Genomic DNA, 24,109 nt, shown 5'->3' on the forward strand with positions numbered 1-24,109 from the left:
TTGATCACCAATCAATGGGAAAATACCTATCCAAATGTTCCGAATTACCCGGGTAACAATACCACTGAAAATCTTATTGTTTCCGGAAACAATCTCTTTGAATATACTTACGGTTTCATGATCTATTACCATCCTGCTTCCCGGACATGGTTAAATTATTCAAGTTCTTATAATGGCGCTCCTCACGAAGATGCATCGATCATGGTGTTTGGCGATACAGTTAAATTTCTCTGCGGAAAAATTCCATCTACAAATAATCACACAAATGATATCTGGAATTTTTATACTGGGTGTACGTCAACGATAAATGCAGAAGTTACATCAGTAGATTCAACATACTTCGGTGCAACTACTGAACTTCAAAACACATCAGTCGTAACTCCTGCAAACTTTGCTTATACATATCACTGGCAGGTTGACACATTAGTTGCAGGATGGCTTTCGGGCGACACTTCTTTTATTCCTAACCGATTCGGCAATGTAGACATTCAATTGATTGCTGATAATGGTGCTTGTGCCGATACATTTACAAAAACGATCTATGTCAATCCGGGAATGTGGTCGCCTAAAACTATTCTTCCCACTGAAGTAAGTGCGCGTTCGGAAGCCATCGTTTTCCCTATCGGAAATTTTGCATACATGGGATTCGGTCGCGATTTTGAATTGAATGCACTTAAGGACTTTTACAAGTACGATCCTGCAACTCAACGCATCACTAAATTAAATGACTTTCCTGACAGCGCAATGAGTTTTGTAAATGCAATAACACATAATGGAAAAGGATACATTCTTGGTGGTAGTACCGGTAACTTCCCGTACAAGTCGAATAAGTTTTACGAGTATGATCCAATAACCGATTCGTGGACACAACTTCCGGATTTCCCGGGTCCGTCCAGAGCTTCTGCACTGACTTTCATTATAAACAACGAACTTTATTTATGTCTTGGAACCACAACAGAAATATATAAATATAATTTTTCTACTTCTACCTGGACGCAATTATCCTCACACCCGCAGCTTAATAATGCAAATCATGCCTTCACATATAATGGTAAAGGGCTGATCATGATCAATGCAAATACATTGTCACAATTATGGCAATATGATCCTGGCACTGATTCATGGTCTGTTCTTGCAACGAACTTTCTACCTGAAAACCTCTCGGGCGTTTCTGCTGCTTTGGTCGGAAATAAAATCTGGATCGGTTATGGAAAATCCAGCGGCACTTCTATTCTCTCTTACCGTAATTCTACAGTCTTCTATGATCTGATTTCTGGACAAACTACGCCTGGACCTTCAAGCTTTGCAATTGCCAATTCTTTTCCTCAAAGAATTAATGCAACTTTCTTTCAATTGAATGGATATACATATAGCTGTTTTGGAAAAAACAATTCCGGATGCGATCGTATTATATCCAGATTTGAACCAGATGCATGTGTTAATATTCCTATGTTTTACCCCGATGATAAAGATGAAGCCGGAATTGGTATACCAATTCGTGTGGTTAATACTTCCAATTTATATTTACCTCCACTTCAATCATCGTTTCAACTTCTGACAGATGGTATTCAGACAGCTTCAGGAATTACTCAATTTGATTATTACATGGACTTCAGAATTTGTGGCGAACACAAAATACAATGGGTAATGAATGATGTTGCCTGCACTGATACATTTACTTTCTATCCAACTGCACATCCCGTGTACAATATTATTTCAGTGGCTGATATGCCATTGGGCGTTCTTAATTTCAGACATACTATGAATTCATTTAGTATAAATGGGAAAGGTTATATGGGTATGGGAAATAAGTATGTTGAAATTTTATCTGAAGCTTATAAAGATTGGTATGAATACAGTCCTGCTACAAATTCCTGGGCAGTTAAAAGCAGTCTGCCTGCAGCTGCATCTAATACTACAGGTTCTGCTTGCTTTACTGATGGCACCAACGGATACATTACCTCAGGAACAGACGGTTGTTTCGTAAATCAATCGTGTTATCTTAATGACACATGGATGTATGATCCGGTAATTGATACATGGACAGCAAAAGCTGACTGGCCGGTTGTCGGAAGATATACAGCAAGAGCAACTGCTTTAGGAGATACTGCTTTTGCAGGATTGGGTTATTATACTTTTTCAGGAGCAGGAAATATATACAAATATAGTTTCAGCGCTGACACATGGACCAATGCAAACTGGCCTTATGGTGTTGGCTATGTTCCGCCAATGTTTACATATAACAATGAATTCTACGCCGGCTATCCTCCGATTTCCGGTTCAGGCAATGACTGGGGACTTTACAAATACAGTCCGTCGAATGGAACGTGGTCACAAAAAGTTTTAAAGTACGGGGAGCCATCAAGAGCATATTTGAATACAGTTAAAGGGAATGAAGTTTACCTATTCGAATATGATTATGTGTATAAAATCGATCTTATAAAAATGAAGATGATCCCTATTCAGCCGATCTATATTCCCGGTGATACTTCTAATGAATTCAGCGCAGGGTTTGCTATTGGCGATCAGGTTTATTTCAGTTTGCTGAATCTGGATTACGGCGCACGGCGAGGGAATCATTTTTATCAATACGATCTTGCAGCTCCTGTTTGTAATCTGGATTCATTGATTCTTGGTACTCCAAATTCTGTTCTGAAGAATACTGTTCTGCTAAATGTTTCACCGAATCCGGCAACAGATAAAATAAATTTAGAGATTGCAGATCCACACAGGCATGTTGGCTTTATTCAAATCGCTGATGTGACCGGTAAAATTCTCATGAGTTCTGCTTACAATTTATTTGATCCGGTAACAGATGTCAGAAAACTTTCACCTGGCACATATATTGTTTCACTAAAAAATGAAACTGGAACAATTCTTACTTCAAAGAAATTTATCATCAACAGATGATTACAAAAAATGAATTCAAATAAAATCGATCTGTTCAGGGATTCTGAAAGTAATTTATTGCCAAAAGACGGGACAGTAAACTATTTCGGTAAGATTTTTTCAATAGAAAGATCTGACTATTATCTTGAAAAATTGCTGAGTAACATTGAGTGGAAAAACGACGAAGCCGTAATGTTCGGAAAACTCATTGTCACCAAACGTAAAGTTGCCTGGTATGGAAGTACTGAATTTGAATATACATATTCAAATGTAACCAAGCATGCACTTCCCTGGACAAAAGAATTGCTGGAATTAAAAAATGCTGTTGAAGAAAAAACAAATGAAACTTTTAATTCATGCCTGCTTAATTTGTATCATACCGGTGAAGAAGGAATGGCTTGGCATAGCGATGGAGAAAAAGATCTGAAAAAAAACGGAGCTATCGGTTCGCTAAGTTTCGGTGCAGAAAGAAAATTTGCTTTCAAACATAAAGAAACAAAAGAAGTTGTATCGCTAATTTTAGAACACGGAAGTTTACTTGTGATGAAAGACGAAACGCAGACAAACTGGTTACACAGACTACCGCCTACTAAATCAACTTTGAAGCCAAGGGTTAATCTTACGTTCCGGACAATAGAGAGTGATATGCGGGAAATATGATCCGGTTTTTATTTCCCGCAGAGTAGCGCAGAATACGCAGAAAAACCGCAGAAATTCCTGCGGAATTAAATGGAATAAATAATTGGTAATTGATGTGGTTTGTTTGAAGGAATTTAATTGAACAAATAATTTTTCATCTCGAAGAGATCTCTGCGGATTTTCTGCGGATTCTGCGCAACTCTGCGGGAAATATGATCCGGTTTTTATTTCCCGCAGAGTTGCGCAGAATCCGCAGAAAAACCGCAGAAATTCCTGCGGAATTAAATGGAATAAATAATTGGTAATTGATGTGGTTTGTTTGAAGGAATTTAATTGAACAAATAATTTTTCATCTCGAAGAGATCTCTGCGGATTTTCTGCGGATTCTGCGCAAGTCTGCGGGAAAAATGATCCGGTTTTTATTTCCCGCAGAGTTGCGCAGAATCCGCAGAAAAACCGCAGAAATTCCTGCGGAATTAAATGGAATAAATAATTGGTAATTGATGTGGTTTGTTTGAATGAATTTAATTGAAAAAACAATTTTTCATCTCGAAGAGATATCTGCGGATTTTCTGAGGATTCTGCGCAACTCTGCGGGAAATAATAAGCAGTATTAATTCCCGCAGAGTTGCGCAGAATACCCGAAAATTCCTTAGGTATCAAACCCAGAATTTATCCTCCACAAGATCACACGAAGTTCCTTTATAATGCAAAACTTCGATCTCTTTCAATTCTGATTCTGTGGCTTTTGATTGAAGTTCATTGAACAATACACGTTCTTCAAAACGAATGTGTTCTTCAAGTAAGTCGCCGATTTTAACTAATGTCTCTGCGTCCTTAATTTCAATATTAAAAATTTCAACCAACTCTTCGTGCTGCAAAAATGCTTGTTTAACAGAACTGCTTTCTTTGTCGATCGTAAATAAATGATCCTCTTCAATCCGGAAATGTGGAATGAGATGCTCCTTAAAAAACCAATCAACATACTTTTGGATCCGGCTAACATCAACTCCTTTTGATAGGCCTTTATTGATCTTCCATTTCAATAATAAACCATCATGATGATCGCGGCTTAAAGGCTGGAGAGAGTTGTGTCTTTTAATTGGTGTTGTCATAATGATGTTGAATGAGAAAATAATTAAGTACTGTGTGTCTAATACCGGGATTTAATGGATTTATAAAAATATATGTTCTTGCATTCGATATTGTCCAGGAAATCCATAAATCCATCAAATCCCGGTAAAATTTTTCCATCACCCCTTTAATCCCATTCGTGAAAACTGCGTCACTACCAGACTCACAATCCCCGTGAACATAACTAAAGCAATTCCGAAGAGATAATAATGAACCAAAGGTATGCTTTCATTTTGCATGGCCTGTACTCCCTGTAACATTAGTATCACTTCATTGACAATAACTCCTGCAACAAAAATAATTATTGCGTTTTGTGCACTTTTTGTAATAGTAATTACCTTTTGAGAAATTGCATATCCTATAATAAACAAAGTTATCATTCCAAGTAAAACTAAATGCAGATATCCAATAACAATAGGCCTGAATCCGAAAGCAATCTGACTCAACTGCGGATGTGTTGAACCGGTCTGTAAAAGAAGCTTGATCGACAATGCAAGTCCTGATGTTATCATTAAGACCCGTGATATTTTACTTAAATTTATTTTCAGCTTTTCAATATTCGCTCTGATCAATTTCAGAAACAGAATCCATCCATACATCTGGACCAGTGCTGAAATTATTACGATCAAATAGATTATAGTATGTATCGGAATCCATAGTACGGATAAAAAATAAGCAGGAATACATGCAGCGAAAAAATATAGAAAACTTTTTTTGAAAATATCTGAATGAATTCCCATCAACTCCAGTCTGTGAACCAGCAAACCCATACATGCAAAAAAGAACCAGCCATTATACTGGAAATGCAGAAAAAAATATATTGAAGCGAGATACCACTTTTCATGCAGATTATCTGAAGCCATCATATATGAAAGTGAAAATGGTCCGATGGACGAAATCACACTAAATATGAGTGACCCCTTAAACCACCATTTACTGATCCTTTCATCTTTCAGTTCATTCAGGTCTTTCCAAAAAGAAAATGCAAATCCATAAGAAACAAAAATAGAAAGTGTAGAAAACACAATTGAAAAAAAAGCATATCCCTGTAGTGGAAACGAAATTACCATTCCGTACGCCGTGATCAGGTTGAGTACAAGTAGGTTTCTATATTTCTTAAATGCAGCAGTCTGTCCACTGACAAAAAGATAAGAAACCATCAGCGTCATTAGCGCCTGAGTGATCCACCCTGCAAATGCAAAATGAGAATGGCCATGCAATAAATAATGCTGATCAAGAAAGGGAAGGGAAAATGCAATTTTGTAACGCAGTAAAACTCCTATGAATGCAACAATCGCCAAATTTAAAAGTGAAATGCGAAACCATCTGGATACTTCTGAGACCATTTTGAATCTGATATTCTGAAACGCAAATTTCTTCTCTACACAGCATGAATCAGTATGACCTCAATCATAATCAAATAAAAACTTTACCATTCTTAATATCCAGACTTCCCAGATCATTCAAATGCCGGATTGTTCTGATAACAGTTTCAACTCTTAGTCCGGTCATATTTGCAATTTGCTGTCTTGTCAAATTAACTCTTACACTATTCTCCCCTTGAATACATTTCTTCTTTTTGTAATACGTCAGCAATGCTATGACTCTGTTCTCCGGATTTTCGAATGCATTTGTTTTAAGCAACATGAACTTAAATCTTAATCGGTTGGCCAGCATGGCAGCAAATTTAAAACTTAGATCTGTGTTTTCTTTCAATATCTGGACAAACAAATGCTTAGGTAATTTTATAATAAGTGAATTTTCGAGTGCAATTGCACTTGCCACATATGGTTCATCATCAAAGAGTGGAATCTCTCCGAAACTTTCTCCCGGATCGATCAGGGTTTGAATAAACTCTTTACCATCATCATTATAATTGATCCATTTTACTTCTCCTTCTACTAATTGATGATAGCAACTGCATATTGCCCCCTCTTCAAAAATCAATTCACCTGCCTTATATGATTTATAAGTCCCACCCCAAGCAAGCAATATGTCCAAATCTATCATCATTACTATAATTAAAAATGAAAATTACAATTGATCTAAAAAACAAAATATGAACTTTTTCATTGAGTTGTATGATTTGCATCATACAAAATATAAAACAAGGACCCCTTTATTCGTTTTTAAGTCAATTTCACACAAGTAAAATCATTATTAAACAAAATTCAACTATAAATACAACATCATTTTTATGCTTTACATCATTATGATTCAACTCATAAAATACCGTTCCAAGTGCATGGTAATATTGCGCTTGTAATCACAATATAAACAAATCCTCATGAAAAAACTACTCTCTCTTTGCACTGCATTTTCAATCATCGCCCTTATTGCTGCTTGTGGTGGCAGTGAAAATAAATCACAAGATTCAGCAACAACTGAAACGACTCCTGCTTCAGGATCTGAATCTGCTACGAATGCAAATCCATCTTACGACCCGAACCGTGGTGAAGGTAAGTTTAAAGATGTAATGATAGCTGATAAACTTGATGTTGCAATGGCAGCGGATGGAAAAAAAGCATACGACATCAAATGTTCCTCTTGTCACAAATTAACAGATGAAAGACTTGTAGGACCGGGATGGAAAGGTGTTTCAGGACGTCATCAGCCGGATTGGATCCTGAACTTTATTACTAACACTGATGCTATGATCGATAAAGATCCTAAAGTGCAGGCTCAACTTGAAATTTGTCTTGTTAGAATGCCAAATCAAAGTCTGAGCGACTCAGATGCACGTGCATTACTTGAGTTCATGCGCGAAAATGATGGCGTCAAATAATTTATCCCACACGAAAAAAACAACTAATCAATAAAGATTATGAAAAACAATAAAGTGGTTTCATTAGCAGTGATCATTGCTCTTGGTTCTCTATTTGCCTGCAAACCTAAGAACGCAGGAAATGCTATCAGTGGCGATGCTGCTGCTAAAGCATACGTTGCTCCCGGCAAGTATGATGAATTCTACAATTTCGTCAGTGGAGGTTTCAGCGGTCAAATGGCTGTTTACGGATTACCATCAGGAAGATTGCTGCGTGTTGTACCTGTTTTCTCTGTCGATCCTGAAAAAGGATATGGTTATTCTGAAGAATCAAAGCCTATGTTAAATACTTCTCATGGAATGGTTCCATGGGATGATCTTCACCATCCGGAACTTTCACAAACAAATGGTGAAGTTGATGGTCGTTGGTTATTTGGAAATGCAAACAACACTCCACGTGTAGCCCGAATTGATCTTACAACTTTCAGAACTGCTGAGATCATTGAACTTCCTAATTCAGGCGGTAATCACTCTTCTCCATTCATCACAGAGAATACAGAATATGTAATTGCAGGAACGCGATTCAGTGTTCCACCGGATGATAAAAACGGAGACGTTCCGATCAACAGCTACAAGAAAAACTTCAAAGGAACTCTTAGCTTTATAAGTGTCGATAAGACAGATGGAAAAATGGCTATTGCTTTTCAGATAGAATGTCCCGGAGTGAATTTCGATTTGAGTCACTCAGGTAAAGGTAAATCTCATGGCTGGTTCTTCTTCTCTTGCTATAATACTGAACAAGCAAACACTTTGCTGGAAGTAAATGCATCTCAACGGGATAAAGATTTCATTATGGCTGTGAACTGGAAAAAAGCAGAAGAATATATTAAAGCAGGAAAAGGAAAAAAACAAAAAGTGAGATATGCTCATAACACCTATAGCGATGTTACTCATACTGCCACTTCTGAAATTCTTACAGATGTAACTGTTCTTGATTCAAAAGAATTGAAAGACATCTGCTATTTTATTCCATGTCCGAAATCACCTCACGGTTGTGATGTTGATCCTTCAGGAGAATATATTGTAGGTAGCGGAAAACTGGCTGCATTAATTCCTGTATTTAGTTTTGATAAAATGCAGAAAGCAATTGCAGCGAAAGATTATGCAGGAGAATTTGAAGGCATTCCGGTTATAAAATATGAATCTGTTCTTTATGGAGAAGTTAAAAAACCGGGACTTGGTCCACTTCATACAGAGTTTGATGGAAAAGGAAATGCATATACTTCATTCTTCGTTTCATCTGAAATAGTAAAATGGAATATTAAAGACCTGAAAGTGTTAGACAGAGCGAGTACATTTTATTCTGTTGGTCACTTGTGTATTCCGGGTGGTGATAGCAGAAAACCAAATCCGAAATATCTTATTGCATACAACAAGATCACAAAAGACCGTTATCTGCCAACAGGACCTGAGTTAGCACAAAGCGCACAACTGTTCGATATTTCCGGTGATAAGATGCAGTTGATACTCGACTTCCCGACAATTGGTGAGCCGCATTATGCTCAGGCTATTGCTGCAGATAAAATTAAAAACAATTCTGTTAAGATCTTCAAGATAGAAGAAAATCAAAATCCTTATGTATCAAAAGGTGAAGCGACTGCAAAAGTTGTACGTGAAGGAAATAAAGTTCACGTGTATGCTACAGCAATCCGTTCACATTTTGCTCCGGATAATATTGAAGGAGTAAGGATGGGCGATGAAGTTTATTTCCACGTTACCAATCTTGAACAAGACTGGGATGTACCACATGGATTTGCAATAAAAGGCGCCGACAATGCAGAATTACTCATCATGCCGGGTGAAACTCAAACACTAAAATGGATTCCGGGAAAAGTTGGAATCTATCCAATGTATTGTACTGATTTCTGCAGTGCATTGCATCAGGAAATGCAAGGATACGTTCGCGTTTCTCCTGCAGGAAGTAATGTACCGCTGATGTTCAGCACAGGTAAAAATCAACCGGCCAAAGAAAACCAGGATTAATGGATTATTGGATTAATGGATTTCTTTGAATGCAAGTGCAGAATCCAGGTAATCCCAGCAATCCTTTAAATCCCGGTCAAAAATCAAAGTGGCGAGTTGAATCCTTTAACCAATTGCATTCTCAAATGAGAGATATGAGAATGTAAACCGATTACAGGAAATTTCAACTCGCCTTTTTTTATAAATTAAATCAATAGCAAAATGAAAAATCAAACCAAGTTGTCTTCACTGATCAGTGTATTGCTGATTGTTTCCGGAGTATTACTTTTTGTAATTTTGTTTGTACCAATGTGGCGCATTGATCTTGATGCCCCGCAATATCCGGAAGGATTGCGGTTACTTATTTATGCAGACAAGCTCGGAGGTAATGTCGATATCATAAATGGCCTGAATCATTATATAGGAATGAAAACATTGCATGAAGATGATTTTGTCGAATTCAAAATTTTGCCTTTCATCATTTCCTTCTTCGGACTGTTCTTTATAACAGCAGGAATTACGAAAAGCAGAAAACTATTATTCACTCTGTTCGCTCTGTTCGTTGCGTTCGGAGTCATTGCTATGGCAGATTTCTGGAAATGGGAATACGATTACGGTCACAATTTAAATCCTGAGGCTGCTATAATTGTCCCGGGAATGGCATATCAGCCGCCTTTGATCGGCTTTAAGCAACTATTGAATTTCGGAGCTTATTCTATTCCTGATATTGGTGGCTGGCTATTTATTATTGCCGGCGCAACTGCATTATTCTGTATAATTTTAGATCACAGAATGTATAAACTTTCTAAAAAAATAAATCCTGCATTAACTCTGATACTGATATCTTTTGCTTTATACTCTTGTTCCATTTCTCCTCAACCTTTAAAACTGGGTTCTGACAATTGTTCATTCTGCAAAATGACAATCAGTAATCCACGCTTTGGTGCTGAGATTCTGACAAAAAAAGGTAAGGCATTAAAATATGATGATATTTCATGTATGGTCTCTGATCTGAAAGAAAATCCCATAGCTGCTGAAAAAATCAGTGCTATCTATTCAGTAGATTTTTCTTCAACACATCAATTGACAGATGTAAAAGATTGCTTTTTTTTCGAGACAGAAAATCTAAGGAGTCCAATGGGTGGCAATATCGCTTCTGTCTCAAATAAAGATTCGCTGAATTACTATCTGACCAACTTACAGGCACAGGAAATTTCATGGAGTGAGATCATTAAGCAATAATAATAATGAGAATCTTTTTTACTGTAACCCTTCTTTCAATAATTTTTGTTTGTCATGCCGCACTTGCGAAAACACTTCATGTTGGAGCAAATAAAAACATTAAAACCATTCAAGGGGCTGTTAGTAGTTCAATCGATGGAGACACCATTATAGTAGATCAAGGAATTTATTTTGAAAAAAATCTTATTATTGATAAGCAACTTGTATTGTTTGGAAATAATTTTCCGGTAATTGATGGCGAAGGCAAATATGAGATCGTTTCGATCAAAGCCGGAAATGTTACACTGAATAGTTTTAAAATTCAACATTCCGGATATGCTACTTTAGAAGATCCTGCCGGAATCAAAATCTACGACTCAAACAATGTAACTATCGAGAACAATATAATCGATGATACATTTTTCGGCATCTATGCACAGTATGCGAAGAACTGCATCATCAAAAACAATAAACTTACTGCCTACGGAAAACAAGAACAGGAAATCGGTAACGGTATTCATTGCTGGAAAAGTGATAGTATGCAGATCATAGGAAATACAATCCGTGGTCATCGTGATGGTATTTATTTTGAATTTGTAACCAACTCTATTATCTGGCGAAATAATTCGCTTTCAAATATGCGATATGGTTTGCATTTTATGTTCTCGCACAATGATTCATACATCTGCAATATTTTCAGTGGTAATGGTGCCGGTGTTGCTGTAATGTATACACATGGTGTAAAAATGTATAACAATGTTTTTGAAGACAACTGGGGCGATGCCGCTTATGGTCTTTTGCTAAAAGAAATATCTGACAGTTATATTGAAGGGAATACCTTTGTAAAAAATACCAGCGGAATTCACATGGAAGGTGCAAGCAGAATTCAGCTCTGTAAAAATATTTTCAAAAATAATGGTTGGGCAATTAAAATCCAGGCAAGTTGTATGGATGTTAATGTAAGCCGGAATAACTTTTTCGGAAACACATTTGATATTGGAACTAATGGAACTCTTGTGTTGAATACTTTCAATAATAATTACTGGGACAAATACGAGGGCTATGATTTGAACAAAGATAATTTGGGAGATGTACCTTTCCGTCCTGTGAGTATGTTCTCTATGATAATAGAAAACAACCCGCAAACAATGATCTTATTCCGAAGCATTATGGTTACCTTGCTTGATAAAACCGAAAGAATTATTCCAACTTTGATTCCTGAAAACCTGAAAGACGAACACCCGTTTATGAAACCCATTGCATTATGATAGAACTTAAAAACATATCAAAAAACTTTGCGAAGTTTCAGGCACTTAAAGATATTAATTTAACGTGCGAGAAAGGGCAATGTATTGCATTGATTGGTCCAAATGGCAGCGGAAAAACTACTCTCATTAAATCAATACTTGGAATGGTTGTTCCTGAAAAAGGAGAAATTCTATTTAAAGGAAAATCAATCAAAAACGATTTTGAATATAGAGCAGAGATCGGCTACATGCCGCAAATAGGACGATATCCTGACAACATGACCATCGGACAGATCTTTGAAATGATGAAAGATATCCGTAAGTCAAAAGATTCAACATTTGATGAAGAACTGATCAATAATTTTGAACTCAAAAAAATATTTGATAAACGGATGCGCACCCTCTCCGGAGGAACACGGCAAAAGGTAAGTGCTGCACTTGCTTTTCTATTCAATGCCAACGTTTTGATTCTTGATGAACCTACAGCAGGACTTGATCCGCTTTCTGCCGACATACTCAAAGAAAAAATAATCAAGGAAAATAAAAAAGGAAAGCTGATAATAATTACCTCACATATTCTTAGCGAACTCGACGAACTGATCAGTCATCTGATCTATATGCAGGATGGTAAGATCCGGTTTTACAAAAAAATAGATGAGTTGAAGAATGAAAGCGGACAGGCAAAACTTTCGAAAGCAATTTCTACATTAATGCACGAAGCAATATGAATAAAGTTTTCAAATATTTTGTAATCGATATTCTAAGGAATAAGACTGTAATTTTTTATACTTTGTTTTTATTCATCGTTACGTTTACTTTATTCAGTTTTGAAGAAAACACTGCAAAAGGATTACTAAGCCTGCTGAATATTATCTTATTCATAGTGCCGTTGATCTCAATAATTTTTTCAACTATCTACGTCTACAATTGTTCCGAGTTCATTGAATTACTGATCTGTCAGCCTCTAAAAAGAAAATACATCTGGCTAAGTCTTTTCACAGGACTTGCATTTTCACTTTGTCTATCATTTCTTATCGGCTGTGGAATTCCGGTATTGATATATGAACCGACATCAACCGGTTTAATTCTTGTTATTACCGGGTGTTTATTATCCGTGATCTTTGTCTCAATTGCATTGCTGGCAACAGTCACAACCCGCGACAAGGCAAAAGGTATTGGAAAGTCCATTTTGTTATGGCTCTACTTTGCATTGATCTTCGACGGATTGGTTTTATTTCTCCTATTTCAATTTGCAGAATATCCGTTGGAAAAAATGATGATGGCTATCAGTGGTTTGAATCCGATTGATCTTAGTCGTATCATTGTATTGCTGAGGCTAGATGTATCTGCATTAATGGGATACACAGGTGCAGTCTTCAAAGATTTTTTTGGTACCACTCTTGGTTTTGGAGTTGCCCTCCTGGCACTCTCATTATGGGCTATTGTCCCGTTATTAATTTCTACAAAAAAATTCAGGACTAAAGACCTGTAAAAAAATCAACATGAAAAAAGACATTTCCGGACGCCCCGATATAGAACTTGCAATAAAATCTTTTTATGATAAAGTTTTAGCTGATGAAAAAATTGGCTTCATCTTTACTGATATTGCAAAAGTGAATTGGGAAAAACATCTGCCAATTATGTATGACTTCTGGGAGAATGTTCTTTTCTTCTCAGGAAAATACAATGGCGACCCAATGAATGTCCACAGACACTTAAACAATTTAATTGAATTAAAAGCTGAACATTTCAGAAGGTGGACTCACCTCTTTAATTTGACAATCGATGAGTTATTTGAAGGAGAAAACGCAGAACGTGCAAAACAAAGAGCATTGAGTATAGCTACGGTCATGCAGGTAAAATTATCTGAATCTGCTTCAAAAAAAGAGTGACCCATCATGAGAATATTTCTCTGATGAATCACTCTTACATTTTTCAATTCAACCTGATATTAAATAAACAATTCTATTTCGATTGTAGTAATACTTCATCAATAACGTGGATCACACCATTTGATGCCTGAATTGACGCAACAATTGTAGCTTTACCGTTAATCATAATTTTTCCATCAACTTTTGTGATTGTCAAATTCCCTCCATTTACTTGTCCTAAAGTTTGTCCGTCCATCAAAGCATCTGCCTGATATACGCCAACCGAAACGTGATACTGAAGAATATCCTGCAACGATTCCTTTGCTTCAGGTTTCAACAAACCATCTACCGTACCTGCAGGTAATTTGTCGAAAGCTGCATTCGTTGGTGCGAATACAGTAAAGGGCCCTGCATTACTCAATACATCAACCAGTTCAGCAGCTTTAACTGCAGCAACTAATGTTGAATGGTCTTTACTTCCCGAAGCAACCTGAACGACATTTTTTGCGGATACATCGTCTTGTACACCTGACTGCCCGACAACAGACTCTTGTTGTTCCGCAGTCGCATTTGATTCTGATTTTTCTTCCCCTGAATTACTACAGGAAAACGAAGCAAGTAAAATTCCTGCTCCGATTAAAATTTTTGTGGTCTTTTGCATAATGGTTAAAATTATCATTTGATCTTAAATGTAATTTGTCACACGATGAAGGGATTATGATTGCAATCATAAATGATATTATTCATATGGAAGAGCTTGAAATTTTAATCAAAACAGTTGACACATGCGAAAGATCATGTTAAGGCTTCCACTCAGAATACGAATCTTTTGTTTCATATAATTTCAACCCGGTTAATCTTAGTTCTCTTGGCAATTCACTGCTTACTGCAACTTTAATAAACAACAATATATTTTCAACTGTTGGTTCAAAATCCCACACGATCAGATTTTCCAGTACCTCTACATAGGGTTTGTTGGCAAGGAATTCTTTCGACAAAACCAACTTATGATCCAGCACACTTACAACAACTTTCCCTACAATTTGCTTCAACAACTTAAAATCAATAATGAAACCCGGCGGTGCAATATATTCTGAATCATTTTTTGCAAATGAAACTGACACAAACAACTGATAAGAGTGTCCATGAATATGTTTGCAGGCACCGTCATATCCATTTATCGCATGCGCCATTTCAAAATTAAAGATCTTGGTAATACTCAGCATTTTTTTTAAGGACAATTTGGTCCAATGCCGAAGCGATTCAAATGACCTTAGTCACACCAAGTCATGAATTTCATTAATACGGAATTTCAAAAACCAATTTCTAAACACCTCTCGGCACCTTCAACACAATCGAAGTTCCCATATTAGGAACACTCTCTATCTTTAATGTACCTGAGATCATACTCGATCGTTCGCGCATGCCTAGTAAACCCAGAGTGTTTTTATTTCCGGCGTCTTTCTGGTTGAAACCTTTTCCGTTATCCTGGATATTGAGGATGTAATTTTCAGAATCAGATTCAAGTGTACTTTTAACAGTGGTTGCTTGTGAGTGACGGATGATATTTGTCAACGATTCCTGGTAGATCCTGAAGATGCTTGTCACAATATCTTTATGTAATGTTGTGTCGTCGATGCCTGAATGGAAAGAGCTTTCTATACCGGTCCGTTTCTGAAACTCTATACTATGCCATTCCAATGCTGCATTCAATCCGAGATCATCCAAAATTCCCGGGCGAAGTTCATAAGCAATTCTTCGAACAGCTTTTACTGTGTCGTCGATCATTTGATTGATGTCTTTGAACTTTTCAATAACTTCTTTCTCGTTAGAATCAATTCTCTTTTTCATCCACGCTACATCCATCTTCAAGCCTGTTAGCTGCTGTCCTAATTCGTCATGGATCTCTCTGGATATTGTCGTTCTTTCTTCTTCACGAATGCTTTGAAGATGTGATGCCAGTTCCCGAAGTTCTTCCTTTGTAGCTTTCAATTCAGAATTGCTTTGATTCAGACTGGTAATGATCGATTGGCGTTCGGTTGAAAAACGAATTACCTTATCTAACTCCTTGCTGCTGCTTTCCCCTTTGATCAGATAGTCCTGTGCACCTTCACGTAATGCACTTAAAGCAATGTGCTCATCAGACATCCCCGTCAAAATTACTATGACACTATTCGGAAATTTTTTTCTGATCTCGCTAACTGTTTGCACACCATCACTGTCAGGCAAAGTAAGATCGAGCAAAACAAGCGAAATGCCATCTGGTGGAATTTCAATTTCAAGCGCATCCTTTAATCCGGAATTTACAATCAGTAAATCTGTTGAAATACCAATCTCCTTTAGCATTTCCAGAATTAACCGGACATCCCCTTCATTATCTTCAATTAATAAAATATTACTTTTCTTTGTCATTCTCCAAATCTGTTTTAAAAATAAAATTTAATATTAGGTAATTTTAAAATTCAATTTAACTGTGGGAGCTTAACAATGGTAAACCAAAAGTCTTCAATGCTCTTGATCACACTCATGAATGAATCATATTCTACCGGCTTACTTACGAAACAATTTACATGCATTGCATAACTGGCGTGTATATCATTCTCTGATTGTGATGTTGTAAGTACAATTACGGGAATTAATTTGAGCTCAGGGTCGTTCTTGATTTTTTCCAGAACTTCCAACCCATTCATTTTTGGCAAATTTAAATCCAGCAGGATCAGATCCGGAACAATTGCATTCTTATGCTTTCCTGTCTTCGATAAAAATTCAATGGCTTCCACTCCATCAAAAACGACATGCAATTTATTTTCAATTCGCCCTTCATTTAATGCTTCCTGTGTCAGACGTACATCGCCCGGGTTGTCTTCAACTAATAAAATGTCAACTGCTTTCATGCTTTTTTACTTTTAAGGTGAAATAAAATGTTGTTCCTTTTCCTAATTCTGATTCAAACCAGATTGTACCGCCATGCCGTTCAACGATCTTCTTTACAACAGCAAGACCAATCCCTGTTCCATTGAACATAGCCTTGCTGTGAAGTTGTTTGAAAATTACAAATACTTTATCATGATATTTTTTATCGATTCCAATTCCATTGTCTTTTACTGAAAATAGCCATTCGTCAGTTTTACGTTCAGCAGATATTCTAATTTCAGGTATATTATCCTTTACCTGAAACTTTACAGCATTGGCTAATAAATTCTGAAATACCTGTATCATTTGTGTCTTATCCGCAAGTATCACCGGTAATTCATCGATTTTAATTTCAGTTTTACTTTCAACTATGATCGTTTTCAGATTCTCCAAAACATCCTTTACTACTGTATTTAAATCTACTTCTACATCCGGAAGTTGTCTGTTGATCTTCGAATAATTCAGAAGATCGATGATGAGTTGTTTCATCCTGTTTGCGCCATCAACTGCGTATTTGATAAACTCATCAGCATCTTCATCAAGCTTTCCTTTATATCGCTGTTCAATAAGTTGCACATAGCTTCCAACCATCCGCAATGGCTCCTGAAGATCGTGCGAAGCTATGTATGCAAATTGCTCCAGTTCTTTGTTCGACCGTTCCAGCTCTTCTACATATTTTTTTTCTTTCTCCTCTGCAATCTTTTGAGGAGTAAGGTTAACCATTGAACCTATCATTCTGATCGGCTCACCTTCCAGATTCCTGATAATAGATCCGCGGTCAAGAATGAAAAACACTTTGCCATTTCCTCCGTGATATTTATATTCATCGGTCCAGAACATTTCTCCGTTTTTTATTGATTCAAAGATCTTTTTTTCTACACGTTCCCTGTCATTATCATCTATGTTTTTTATCCAGAATTCAAATTTTTGCTCCGTTTCATCTTTGTCATATCCAAACAAAGTGTAAAAATTCTCATTCCACCAGATTTCATTAGTGATAAGATTCCAGTCCCATACTACATCGTGTGTTGCTTTGGAAACAATGGAAAATCTTTCGTTCATTTCAATGGCTGTATCACGCGATTTAAATTTATCTGTTACGTCTCTGTGATTTGCAACGATTGCTTTCACGTTCTCGTCATTCAATAAATTTATGACTGTTCCTTCTACCCAGAAATGATGACCGTCTTTATGTCTGAATCTATTTTGACGGTGAAAGAGTTTTCCAGGATGTAACAATAGTTCGCTGAAAATATTTTTTGAGTCATAAATATTTTCAGGATGCATAATTTCACTGAAATTTTTCCAACCATGTAATCTACGGTGTATCCTGTTGCTTTTTCAAATGCAGGGCTCACATAAATTACTTTTCCTTTTTCATCAATCAGTGAAATAATATCTTCAGCATTTCGTACCACACCCTGAAACCTTTTTTCACTCTTTATCAATTCTTGCTCAGCTTCCTTTATTTCAGTTATATCCTTGAAGTTCGTCAGCATTCCCTGGACATTGGGTTCATGAAATAAATTAACAATAATTCCATCGAACCAGATATACGAGTTGTTTTTATGTTTAGACCTAAGCGTTATTTTAAAAGGAGCTCCTGGATTTGCAAGTGCCAGGTTAAAAACCTGATTTACTTTCTCAAGGTCGTCAGGATGTATGCGTTGGAAAATATCTATTTGTTCAGAATCTTCATCAGTCCAGCCGGTAACACGTTCTGCTGAAGGACTTCTATAAGTCATTTTTCTGTCTTTGTCAATTACAATGATCAAACTATCATTATACTCTAATATATATTTAAATCTCTGTTCTCTTTTATTCAATTCATTGGTTCGTTCTTCAACCAGTCTTTCAAGACTTGCGTTTAATTCCTGCAATTCAATCTCTGCTTTTTTAAGAGAAGAAATATCTTTCACTAATACCAGATTTCCTACAACTTCCGAATTATCATTCAGGTTTTGTGATACTGTTACCAAAACATTAAGTGGCACATTTTCTTTCGTATAATAAATAACTTCACCTTGCCAAAAGCCTTCCTTTTCAAATGCCGCAAGCGCTTCTTCTCTGCCACCTGTATGAAATTTTATCTTCAATACCTCCATCGCAGTTTTTCCAATTGCTTCTTCACTCTTCCATCCAAACAGCCTCTCTGCTGCCGGATTCCATTCAGTGATGGTGTAATTTTTATCTGAACTAATAATGGGGTCCTGAATATTTTTTGCAATTGAAGCCAGGTATTTGTATTTTTCAATTTGCTCAGCCATTTGTCTGATCTTTCCGGCTTCAAATGCCTCCCTATCCTGTGTTGTTCTCTTTCTTACTGAAAATAAATCTATCAATACAAAAACTGAAGTCAGAATAACTATTGCGATAATAAAGATCTGCTCTTTCCAATTTGGATTTGTATAAATGGAAATTCCTGCAATTAAAATTGCAAGAAATAGTAGCAGCAGATATTTTTCTTTTCCCTTCATTAATTAATTCACTCTCAAAATAAAATTCAATTCAATAACATACAGCGCCTTTCAACTGTACGCAAAAAATCCTGCCAGATAAAAATAGCAGAATGCTCCTAATATGTCGAGTGATTCAGGTTCTTAGTGGGATTTCAAACCAAGAGGGTTCAAATAAAAACCCGGATCGTATCAAATTGTTTAAATTGTTTAACTCGTTCAAGGTGCTAAGAAGTACATTAAACCCATTAAACGATTTTGCACCTTGATTTAAATCATCAGCCTTTTCTAATCAAGGGCATAACAGATGCCATTGACTTTTCAGATCAATGGCATTTTTGAAATTCACTTCTTTCTTCAGAGTTCTGATGATTGCAAATTAATAAAAATCTCGTAACATTCTTAGAAAAATCCCAAAAAACTTTTTTACACTGAAAACTTAAAAATACTCCGAATAAATGTTGTCACGTTTATTATTGCTCATCGGCACTTGGACCATATACTCCCGGAATCGGAATATCCAATAATCTCAAGTATACGCCTAGCTGTGCTCTATGGTGAACAATCTGACTAAAGGAATGCCTTACAGTGTCAAGTTTTGATTGTTCCATGTAAACAATATCACCGTTTCGAAGTGTCCACTTTTCATCCAATACACTTTCTTTTGCATTCTCCAGATCTTTCAAAGCCAGCGCTACATTCTTGTTGAAATAAGCAACCAGTTCTTCTCCGGTTGTACAATCTGCAGGATTGTATGGACTTTTTGCGAAATCAAGTTCATCAGTATTCACTCCAAGGGAGATCCATGTCGGAAGATCAGCAATGTGAATAGCAAGATCCTGCAATTTCATACTCTTAGCATGTGGCTTCCAGCCCAGCTTATCTGCCGGAACCAGTGCCAGCATTTTTCGTGTACCAATAGCTTCTTTTTCGAGCTCTTTTTTGAATGATTGAAGAAAGGTTGTCATTGTTTTTAGTTTTTTGACAAAGAAACAGAAGACTAATGACAACAGTATGTCAGCATGTTTTTGGGAAACTAATGTTTCTAAGATTCTTTTCAGAAGACTCAAGTTCGGACTGCATTCTTTCAAGCATATTTAATTGGTCATGCTTCATATCTAATAATATTGATTTGTAATAAGATATTCCATTTATGAGGTTTTCCTTAAACAATTGAAACTGCTTTTGGTGACGAACAGTCCATGTAGAAAAATTCTTCGAAATCTCATTCTTCAAATAGTCAACATATAAATTCAATTCATTGACAAACATGTTCGGACGAGAAATGCTATTCAGAATATTTTTACGTCCGTAAATATGAGAAACCATTTCATCCAAAGAATATACTCCTGAGAAAAATGCAAGATTCGGCCCGGGACAAATCGTTACGGCGTTTAATTTATGAGGAGTGACTTGTCCGTTCTTTAAATAAGCTGTGGCTCCAAGCCCTTCACACAAACAATCCTTTTCCATAACTAAAATAATCTCTTCATCTTTTTCCTTTTCTGAAATGAATTTGCTTTTTATCTGGCTTATCTTCAAATTTTGATACTGCCGTGAAGCCGTGCAAATCGGTTGTGCAGTAAATTCTGTGTTGCTTGCAAGGAATTTTTTGTAACAAGGACTTCCAGGTCGACCACTTTGAATTCTTTTCTTTCTTTGAACTTCAGACGAACTCCTTCGAAAATTGTTAAATGGTATTCCTAATGGTGAGGAATTACTCAAATAATAATCTTCCTGTTTTGCATGGGCTAATTGATTAAGAGTAGTTTCATCCACATTCGTCGCCTCAGGAACTAGTAAAAAAGGACTTCCCCATCCGGTTCCATCTAAAGAATAATATTCCCGTAAAAATCTATCTTCTTGAAAAGTCCCAATACCACCTTGAACAGTAATACGCATTTCAGGAATATCACCATAACCTACTTTTCCTTTCACAATAAGTGCAGAATTACTGATAGAATACAATTCTTCAATCAACTCCACTCTCTTCAATTTAAATTCTTCCAATATTGGTCCAAGCAATAATCCATCTGTTGCAAAAGCGTGTCCCCCACAGTTTAATCCTGATTCAATTCTAAATTCAGAGACCCATAATCCTTTCTTCGCAAGAATCTTTCCTTGGATTAATGCTGATCTAAAATCACTGACCTTTAAAATTATCCTTTTCTTTTGTATCCCAGATTGATCAGGAAAAAAATCCTTAAAAGTTTCACAATAACTATACAGACGGGGATTCATTCCTGCAGAAAAGACAACTGAAGATGAAAGATTGCTATTTGCAAAACCTCTCAGGGCTGACATGGCATCACAATATTCAACCGGCAATTCGTTTCCTTCTTTAGAATAATTCGATTTGTCAAGCTTTGTCATTATATTAACATCGATTGAACCGGCTGAAATATTTTTCCGTAACTTTTCTTGCAATTCATGCTTAACAATATCATCTGAAATCAACATTTCCTTATACAATATCTTTAATGAAGAATCGCCAGGGAGCATCTCGAAATACTTATTGATAGAATAACCATCATCAAAAGATTCTGAACGCACTTCTTCGATTTTCTTTTCAACAATCTTCTGTAATAAGTTTAAATAAGCTGTCACTCTTTTTGCCCTATGGTCAATATCACCTTCAGGAATTGCAACAAACTCTTCATTCTCATTTTTACAATAGATCTCTCTCATACTTTCGATCAACTGATCTTCAATGATCGATACGACTGAAGAGATTCCGTAATGCGCAACTTTAACAGGAGTGTCAATAGTGTATGCTAAACCCATAACAGGGATATGAAAAGTGTGATTTTTTTGGGAGCTCATTTAATTCTTTTTGATATTTAATTCACAAAAGTCGGTTTATTGAAATGATATAATTATGACCTCCCTCATAGTCAATATGATTCGCTATAAAAGCGGAACTTATTCTTGCATTATTCTGTGAGCATCTGCCGAAATTCAATGAATTCGCACACAATAAATAATAATAAGTACATAGAAAACTTACTGATATAAATCATTCAATTTACAAATGTCCAAACGACTTCGTCAACTTACTCCTACGTAAATTTAAAATTACAGTACAGAATATATGTTCTTACTAAGGCCTGTAATCAGGATTATTAATGAACGATGTATCTGTAAGGGTTTTTAGAAAATTCACAAGATCCTCCTTCTCCCAAGGCCATAAATTCAACCCGTATAATTTTGCCGGTTTCGTCATGATAGGATCAATACCAGGAGAAGAAATACATACGCCAGAATTATAAAATTCCACAACTTCTTCCAGAGTCTGGTACCGTCCATCATGCATATATGGCGCAGTCAATTCAATGTTGCGTAGTGTGGGAACACTAAACTTTCCTTTGTCATTTATGTTTCCGGAAATCAAATATCGTCCTAGATCCTGGCCTTGTGGCAAACATTCAAGCCCATTGTTTCTGAAATCATTTGAAGTAAACAAAGGATTTCCATGACAGTGGAAACAATCGCCTTTCTCCGTCATAAAAATAATATATCCGCTTTGCTCAGACGTTGTAAACCCCACCTGATGATCAAAATATTTATCAAATTTAGAGTTTGCAGAAACCATACTTCTCATGAACTGACTAATAGAATATACAATTGTCTGCTTCAAATCATCATGCGACAAGTCCTCAACATTTGAGATTCCAAATGCTTTGTAAATCATCTGCGGATATTTTGGATGGGTTTTTAGATCCTGGACCAATTGATTCATATCTGTATCAAAAAATTCCGGGCCAAAGTCTGCAATACACAATCGATCTAGTTTAGGTTCAGAACCGTTCCAATTGTAATCCGGATTCCATGCAAGATTTACATGAGGTGGAATACTTATAGAATCACCGCTTGCAGAAATAAACATGGGTTTCGAAAACGACTTGTTTGCAAGATGACAAGAAGAACATGTCAATCCATTACTGGATAATATTGGGTCATAATAAAACTTTTTTCCTAAAGCAACTCCTTCAACTGTCATGGGATTCTCAGGTGGAATAGATGGAATGGGAAAATGAAGTGGAACCTTTAAGGAAAAAGGTGTTGGTTTATAAATAGCAACTTCCTCTACAATTTCTTTCTTACAGGAGAGAAATGCCATAAGTAAAAATAAACCAGCAATTACAAATAATTTTTTCATCTTATTGGAAGTGAAATATATCAACACCGTTTGCTTTTAATTTTGCCATTGCCGCACTACTTCCCATAGAATAATTACCATCAATATTAAAATCATAGATGAATGGGTTTCGGAACCATTCATTGAGATTCATTACCAAAGGAATATTTAAAGCATTATCACCAATTACAAAATTGGTATCAAGCTGAATGGTAAAAAGATTTTCGTTTTTACCAAGGTGCATTGCATACCCGAAAGTACCGGAACTATCAGTAAAATGTCCCTCGAATTTCATGAAATGATAACCACCACCCATTGGGACAGGCCAGATCATATTATTGTTTTCTGTTGAATTTGGCAATCCATCTGGAATGTTATGAAGCGAATCCAAGCCAAAATTAAATTTAACTCCTTTATATTCTCCTTGTAAAATCAATCCGCTAGAGAACACATTGGTTTCGGGTTTTCGGATACTGACATATTGAAAATTCTTTATCAGAACTTCCAATCCATCTGAACGTATTAATTTAATTTCAGATAAATAATAATGTAGTGTTTCAATACTGATTCTACACCCCGAGTCTAAAGGGTACATGATTGAATCCAATTGGATTGAATTACCATCAGCTTCGTAACCAATGGATAGATTAATTGTTCCGGTACTACTTGGTTCAGTTATTGATTCCTTTTTGCAGGAAATCATTAAAGTCAACCAAATAAATATAATTAATAATTGCTTCATCTTTTTTTACTTAATATGAAATTTAAAGCTAACATTCCGGAATTCCTATGATGATGCTCAGTGACATTCATCA

General features: G+C 36.2%; 22 protein-coding genes and 1 pseudogene. 9 read left to right on the top strand and 14 right to left on the bottom strand.

The window, feature by feature from the left end:
* Both IPL24_15440 and IPL24_15445 read left to right on the top strand, forming a co-directional pair.
* A complete protein-coding gene (locus tag IPL24_15440) occupies nucleotides 1–2,910 on the top strand; it encodes a T9SS type A sorting domain-containing protein (GenBank protein MBK8364999.1) in 2,910 nt (969 codons plus the stop codon).
* 9 nt (nucleotides 2,911–2,919) lie between these two features.
* A complete protein-coding gene (locus tag IPL24_15445) occupies nucleotides 2,920–3,549 on the top strand; it encodes an alpha-ketoglutarate-dependent dioxygenase AlkB (GenBank protein MBK8365000.1) in 630 nt (209 codons plus the stop codon).
* 638 nt (nucleotides 3,550–4,187) lie between these two features.
* Here the strand turns inward: IPL24_15445 and IPL24_15450 are convergent.
* The 3 genes from IPL24_15450 to IPL24_15460 form a co-directional block, all read right to left on the bottom strand.
* Nucleotides 4,188–4,643, bottom strand: a complete 456-nt coding sequence (locus IPL24_15450; GenBank protein MBK8365001.1) for a hemerythrin domain-containing protein — start codon at nucleotides 4,641–4,643, stop codon at nucleotides 4,188–4,190.
* A gap of 138 nt (nucleotides 4,644–4,781) precedes the next feature.
* On the bottom strand, nucleotides 4,782–6,008 hold the full coding sequence (locus IPL24_15455) for a hypothetical protein (protein MBK8365002.1): 1,227 nt from the start codon (nucleotides 6,006–6,008) through the stop codon (nucleotides 4,782–4,784).
* Between the two features lie 70 nt (nucleotides 6,009–6,078).
* The gene (locus IPL24_15460; protein MBK8365003.1) at nucleotides 6,079–6,672 is read right to left on the bottom strand and encodes a Crp/Fnr family transcriptional regulator; all 594 of its coding nucleotides are present in this window, start codon (nucleotides 6,670–6,672) and stop codon (nucleotides 6,079–6,081) included.
* Nucleotides 6,673–6,949: 277 nt separating this feature from the next.
* Here IPL24_15460 and IPL24_15465 point away from each other — a divergent pair, with 277 nt between their 5' ends.
* The 7 genes from IPL24_15465 to IPL24_15495 all read left to right on the top strand — a co-directional run bounded on the left by IPL24_15465 (nucleotide 6,950) and on the right by IPL24_15495 (nucleotide 13,808).
* Nucleotides 6,950–7,447, top strand: a complete 498-nt coding sequence (locus IPL24_15465; GenBank protein MBK8365004.1) for a cytochrome c — start codon at nucleotides 6,950–6,952, stop codon at nucleotides 7,445–7,447.
* A 39-nt stretch (nucleotides 7,448–7,486) separates the two neighbouring features.
* Entirely contained in the window at nucleotides 7,487–9,469 is a 1,983-nt protein-coding gene (nosZ, locus tag IPL24_15470) for a Sec-dependent nitrous-oxide reductase (protein MBK8365005.1), read from the top strand.
* A 201-nt stretch (nucleotides 9,470–9,670) separates the two neighbouring features.
* Nucleotides 9,671–10,690, top strand: coding sequence for a nitrous oxide reductase accessory protein NosL (locus tag IPL24_15475; protein ID MBK8365006.1), 1,020 nt, complete (start codon nucleotides 9,671–9,673; stop codon nucleotides 10,688–10,690).
* A gap of 5 nt (nucleotides 10,691–10,695) precedes the next feature.
* Complete coding sequence (locus IPL24_15480; GenBank protein ID MBK8365007.1) at nucleotides 10,696–11,937, top strand: nitrous oxide reductase family maturation protein NosD; 1,242 nt, start codon at nucleotides 10,696–10,698, stop codon at nucleotides 11,935–11,937.
* Nucleotides 11,934–12,644: an ABC transporter ATP-binding protein gene (locus IPL24_15485; protein MBK8365008.1), complete on the top strand. Its 711-nt coding sequence runs from the start codon at nucleotides 11,934–11,936 to the stop codon at nucleotides 12,642–12,644. The genes IPL24_15480 and IPL24_15485 overlap by 4 nt, the downstream gene beginning before the upstream one ends.
* Nucleotides 12,641–13,408 (top strand): ABC transporter permease subunit, encoded by a 768-nt coding sequence (locus IPL24_15490; protein MBK8365009.1) that lies wholly within the window; start codon nucleotides 12,641–12,643, stop codon nucleotides 13,406–13,408. The genes IPL24_15485 and IPL24_15490 overlap by 4 nt, the downstream gene beginning before the upstream one ends.
* 10 nt (nucleotides 13,409–13,418) lie before the next feature.
* Nucleotides 13,419–13,808 (top strand): group III truncated hemoglobin, encoded by a 390-nt coding sequence (locus tag IPL24_15495; protein ID MBK8365010.1) that lies wholly within the window; start codon nucleotides 13,419–13,421, stop codon nucleotides 13,806–13,808.
* A 73-nt stretch (nucleotides 13,809–13,881) separates the two neighbouring features.
* Here IPL24_15495 and IPL24_15500 read toward each other — a convergent pair whose 3' ends face one another.
* The 11 genes and pseudogenes from IPL24_15500 to IPL24_15550 all read right to left on the bottom strand — a co-directional run bounded on the left by IPL24_15500 (nucleotide 13,882) and on the right by IPL24_15550 (nucleotide 24,036).
* Complete coding sequence (locus IPL24_15500) at nucleotides 13,882–14,448, bottom strand: fasciclin domain-containing protein (protein ID MBK8365011.1); 567 nt, start codon at nucleotides 14,446–14,448, stop codon at nucleotides 13,882–13,884.
* A 139-nt stretch (nucleotides 14,449–14,587) separates the two neighbouring features.
* Nucleotides 14,588–15,013: a 6-carboxytetrahydropterin synthase gene (locus tag IPL24_15505; GenBank protein MBK8365012.1), complete on the bottom strand. Its 426-nt coding sequence runs from the start codon at nucleotides 15,011–15,013 to the stop codon at nucleotides 14,588–14,590.
* Nucleotides 15,014–15,113: 100 nt separating this feature from the next.
* Nucleotides 15,114–16,199 (bottom strand): response regulator, encoded by a 1,086-nt coding sequence (locus IPL24_15510; protein MBK8365013.1) that lies wholly within the window; start codon nucleotides 16,197–16,199, stop codon nucleotides 15,114–15,116.
* A gap of 50 nt (nucleotides 16,200–16,249) precedes the next feature.
* A complete protein-coding gene (locus tag IPL24_15515; protein MBK8365014.1) occupies nucleotides 16,250–16,681 on the bottom strand; it encodes a response regulator in 432 nt (143 codons plus the stop codon).
* Complete coding sequence (locus tag IPL24_15520) at nucleotides 16,668–17,189, bottom strand: GHKL domain-containing protein (protein ID MBK8365015.1); 522 nt, start codon at nucleotides 17,187–17,189, stop codon at nucleotides 16,668–16,670. The genes IPL24_15515 and IPL24_15520 overlap by 14 nt, the downstream gene beginning before the upstream one ends.
* A 195-nt stretch (nucleotides 17,190–17,384) precedes the next feature.
* Nucleotides 17,385–17,762 (bottom strand): annotated as a pseudogene (locus IPL24_15525) (PAS domain-containing protein).
* 104 nt (nucleotides 17,763–17,866) lie between these two features.
* A complete protein-coding gene (locus IPL24_15530; GenBank protein ID MBK8365016.1) occupies nucleotides 17,867–19,177 on the bottom strand; it encodes a PAS domain S-box protein in 1,311 nt (436 codons plus the stop codon).
* 452 nt (nucleotides 19,178–19,629) lie between these two features.
* Nucleotides 19,630–20,124: a DinB family protein gene (locus IPL24_15535; GenBank protein ID MBK8365017.1), complete on the bottom strand. Its 495-nt coding sequence runs from the start codon at nucleotides 20,122–20,124 to the stop codon at nucleotides 19,630–19,632.
* 49 nt (nucleotides 20,125–20,173) lie between these two features.
* Nucleotides 20,174–21,979: a hypothetical protein gene (locus IPL24_15540; protein MBK8365018.1), complete on the bottom strand. Its 1,806-nt coding sequence runs from the start codon at nucleotides 21,977–21,979 to the stop codon at nucleotides 20,174–20,176.
* 277 nt (nucleotides 21,980–22,256) lie between these two features.
* Nucleotides 22,257–23,315, bottom strand: coding sequence for a cytochrome-c peroxidase (locus IPL24_15545; protein ID MBK8365019.1), 1,059 nt, complete (start codon nucleotides 23,313–23,315; stop codon nucleotides 22,257–22,259).
* A gap of 1 nt (nucleotide 23,316) precedes the next feature.
* Nucleotides 23,317–24,036, bottom strand: coding sequence for a hypothetical protein (locus IPL24_15550; GenBank protein MBK8365020.1), 720 nt, complete (start codon nucleotides 24,034–24,036; stop codon nucleotides 23,317–23,319).
* Between the last annotated feature and the right edge of the window lie 73 nt (nucleotides 24,037–24,109).

Source organism: Bacteroidota bacterium (genome assembly GCA_016711505.1).
Lineage (GTDB): Bacteria > Bacteroidota > Bacteroidia > AKYH767-A > 2013-40CM-41-45 > JADKIH01.

Coding starts and splice junctions, on each gene's coding strand:
- IPL24_15545 (MBK8365019.1), bottom strand. CDS start 23,315: ATGAAAAAATTATTTGTAATTGCTGGTTTATTTTTACTTATGGCATTT.
- IPL24_15500 (MBK8365011.1), bottom strand. CDS start 14,448: ATGCAAAAGACCACAAAAATTTTAATCGGAGCAGGAATTTTACTTGCT.
- IPL24_15445 (MBK8365000.1), top strand. CDS start 2,920: ATGAATTCAAATAAAATCGATCTGTTCAGGGATTCTGAAAGTAATTTA.
- IPL24_15515 (MBK8365014.1), bottom strand. CDS start 16,681: ATGAAAGCAGTTGACATTTTATTAGTTGAAGACAACCCGGGCGATGTA.
- IPL24_15450 (MBK8365001.1), bottom strand. CDS start 4,643: ATGACAACACCAATTAAAAGACACAACTCTCTCCAGCCTTTAAGCCGC.
- IPL24_15530 (MBK8365016.1), bottom strand. CDS start 19,177: ATGAAGGGAAAAGAAAAATATCTGCTGCTACTATTTCTTGCAATTTTA.
- nosZ (MBK8365005.1), top strand. CDS start 7,487: ATGAAAAACAATAAAGTGGTTTCATTAGCAGTGATCATTGCTCTTGGT.
- IPL24_15505 (MBK8365012.1), bottom strand. CDS start 15,013: ATGCTGAGTATTACCAAGATCTTTAATTTTGAAATGGCGCATGCGATA.
- IPL24_15510 (MBK8365013.1), bottom strand. CDS start 16,199: ATGACAAAGAAAAGTAATATTTTATTAATTGAAGATAATGAAGGGGAT.
- IPL24_15455 (MBK8365002.1), bottom strand. CDS start 6,008: ATGGTCTCAGAAGTATCCAGATGGTTTCGCATTTCACTTTTAAATTTG.
- IPL24_15495 (MBK8365010.1), top strand. CDS start 13,419: ATGAAAAAAGACATTTCCGGACGCCCCGATATAGAACTTGCAATAAAA.
- IPL24_15490 (MBK8365009.1), top strand. CDS start 12,641: ATGAATAAAGTTTTCAAATATTTTGTAATCGATATTCTAAGGAATAAG.
- IPL24_15485 (MBK8365008.1), top strand. CDS start 11,934: ATGATAGAACTTAAAAACATATCAAAAAACTTTGCGAAGTTTCAGGCA.
- IPL24_15550 (MBK8365020.1), bottom strand. CDS start 24,036: ATGAAGCAATTATTAATTATATTTATTTGGTTGACTTTAATGATTTCC.
- IPL24_15540 (MBK8365018.1), bottom strand. CDS start 21,979: ATGAGCTCCCAAAAAAATCACACTTTTCATATCCCTGTTATGGGTTTA.
- IPL24_15460 (MBK8365003.1), bottom strand. CDS start 6,672: ATGATAGATTTGGACATATTGCTTGCTTGGGGTGGGACTTATAAATCA.
- IPL24_15475 (MBK8365006.1), top strand. CDS start 9,671: ATGAAAAATCAAACCAAGTTGTCTTCACTGATCAGTGTATTGCTGATT.
- IPL24_15535 (MBK8365017.1), bottom strand. CDS start 20,124: ATGACAACCTTTCTTCAATCATTCAAAAAAGAGCTCGAAAAAGAAGCT.
- IPL24_15480 (MBK8365007.1), top strand. CDS start 10,696: ATGAGAATCTTTTTTACTGTAACCCTTCTTTCAATAATTTTTGTTTGT.
- IPL24_15465 (MBK8365004.1), top strand. CDS start 6,950: ATGAAAAAACTACTCTCTCTTTGCACTGCATTTTCAATCATCGCCCTT.
- IPL24_15520 (MBK8365015.1), bottom strand. CDS start 17,189: ATGAAACAACTCATCATCGATCTTCTGAATTATTCGAAGATCAACAGA.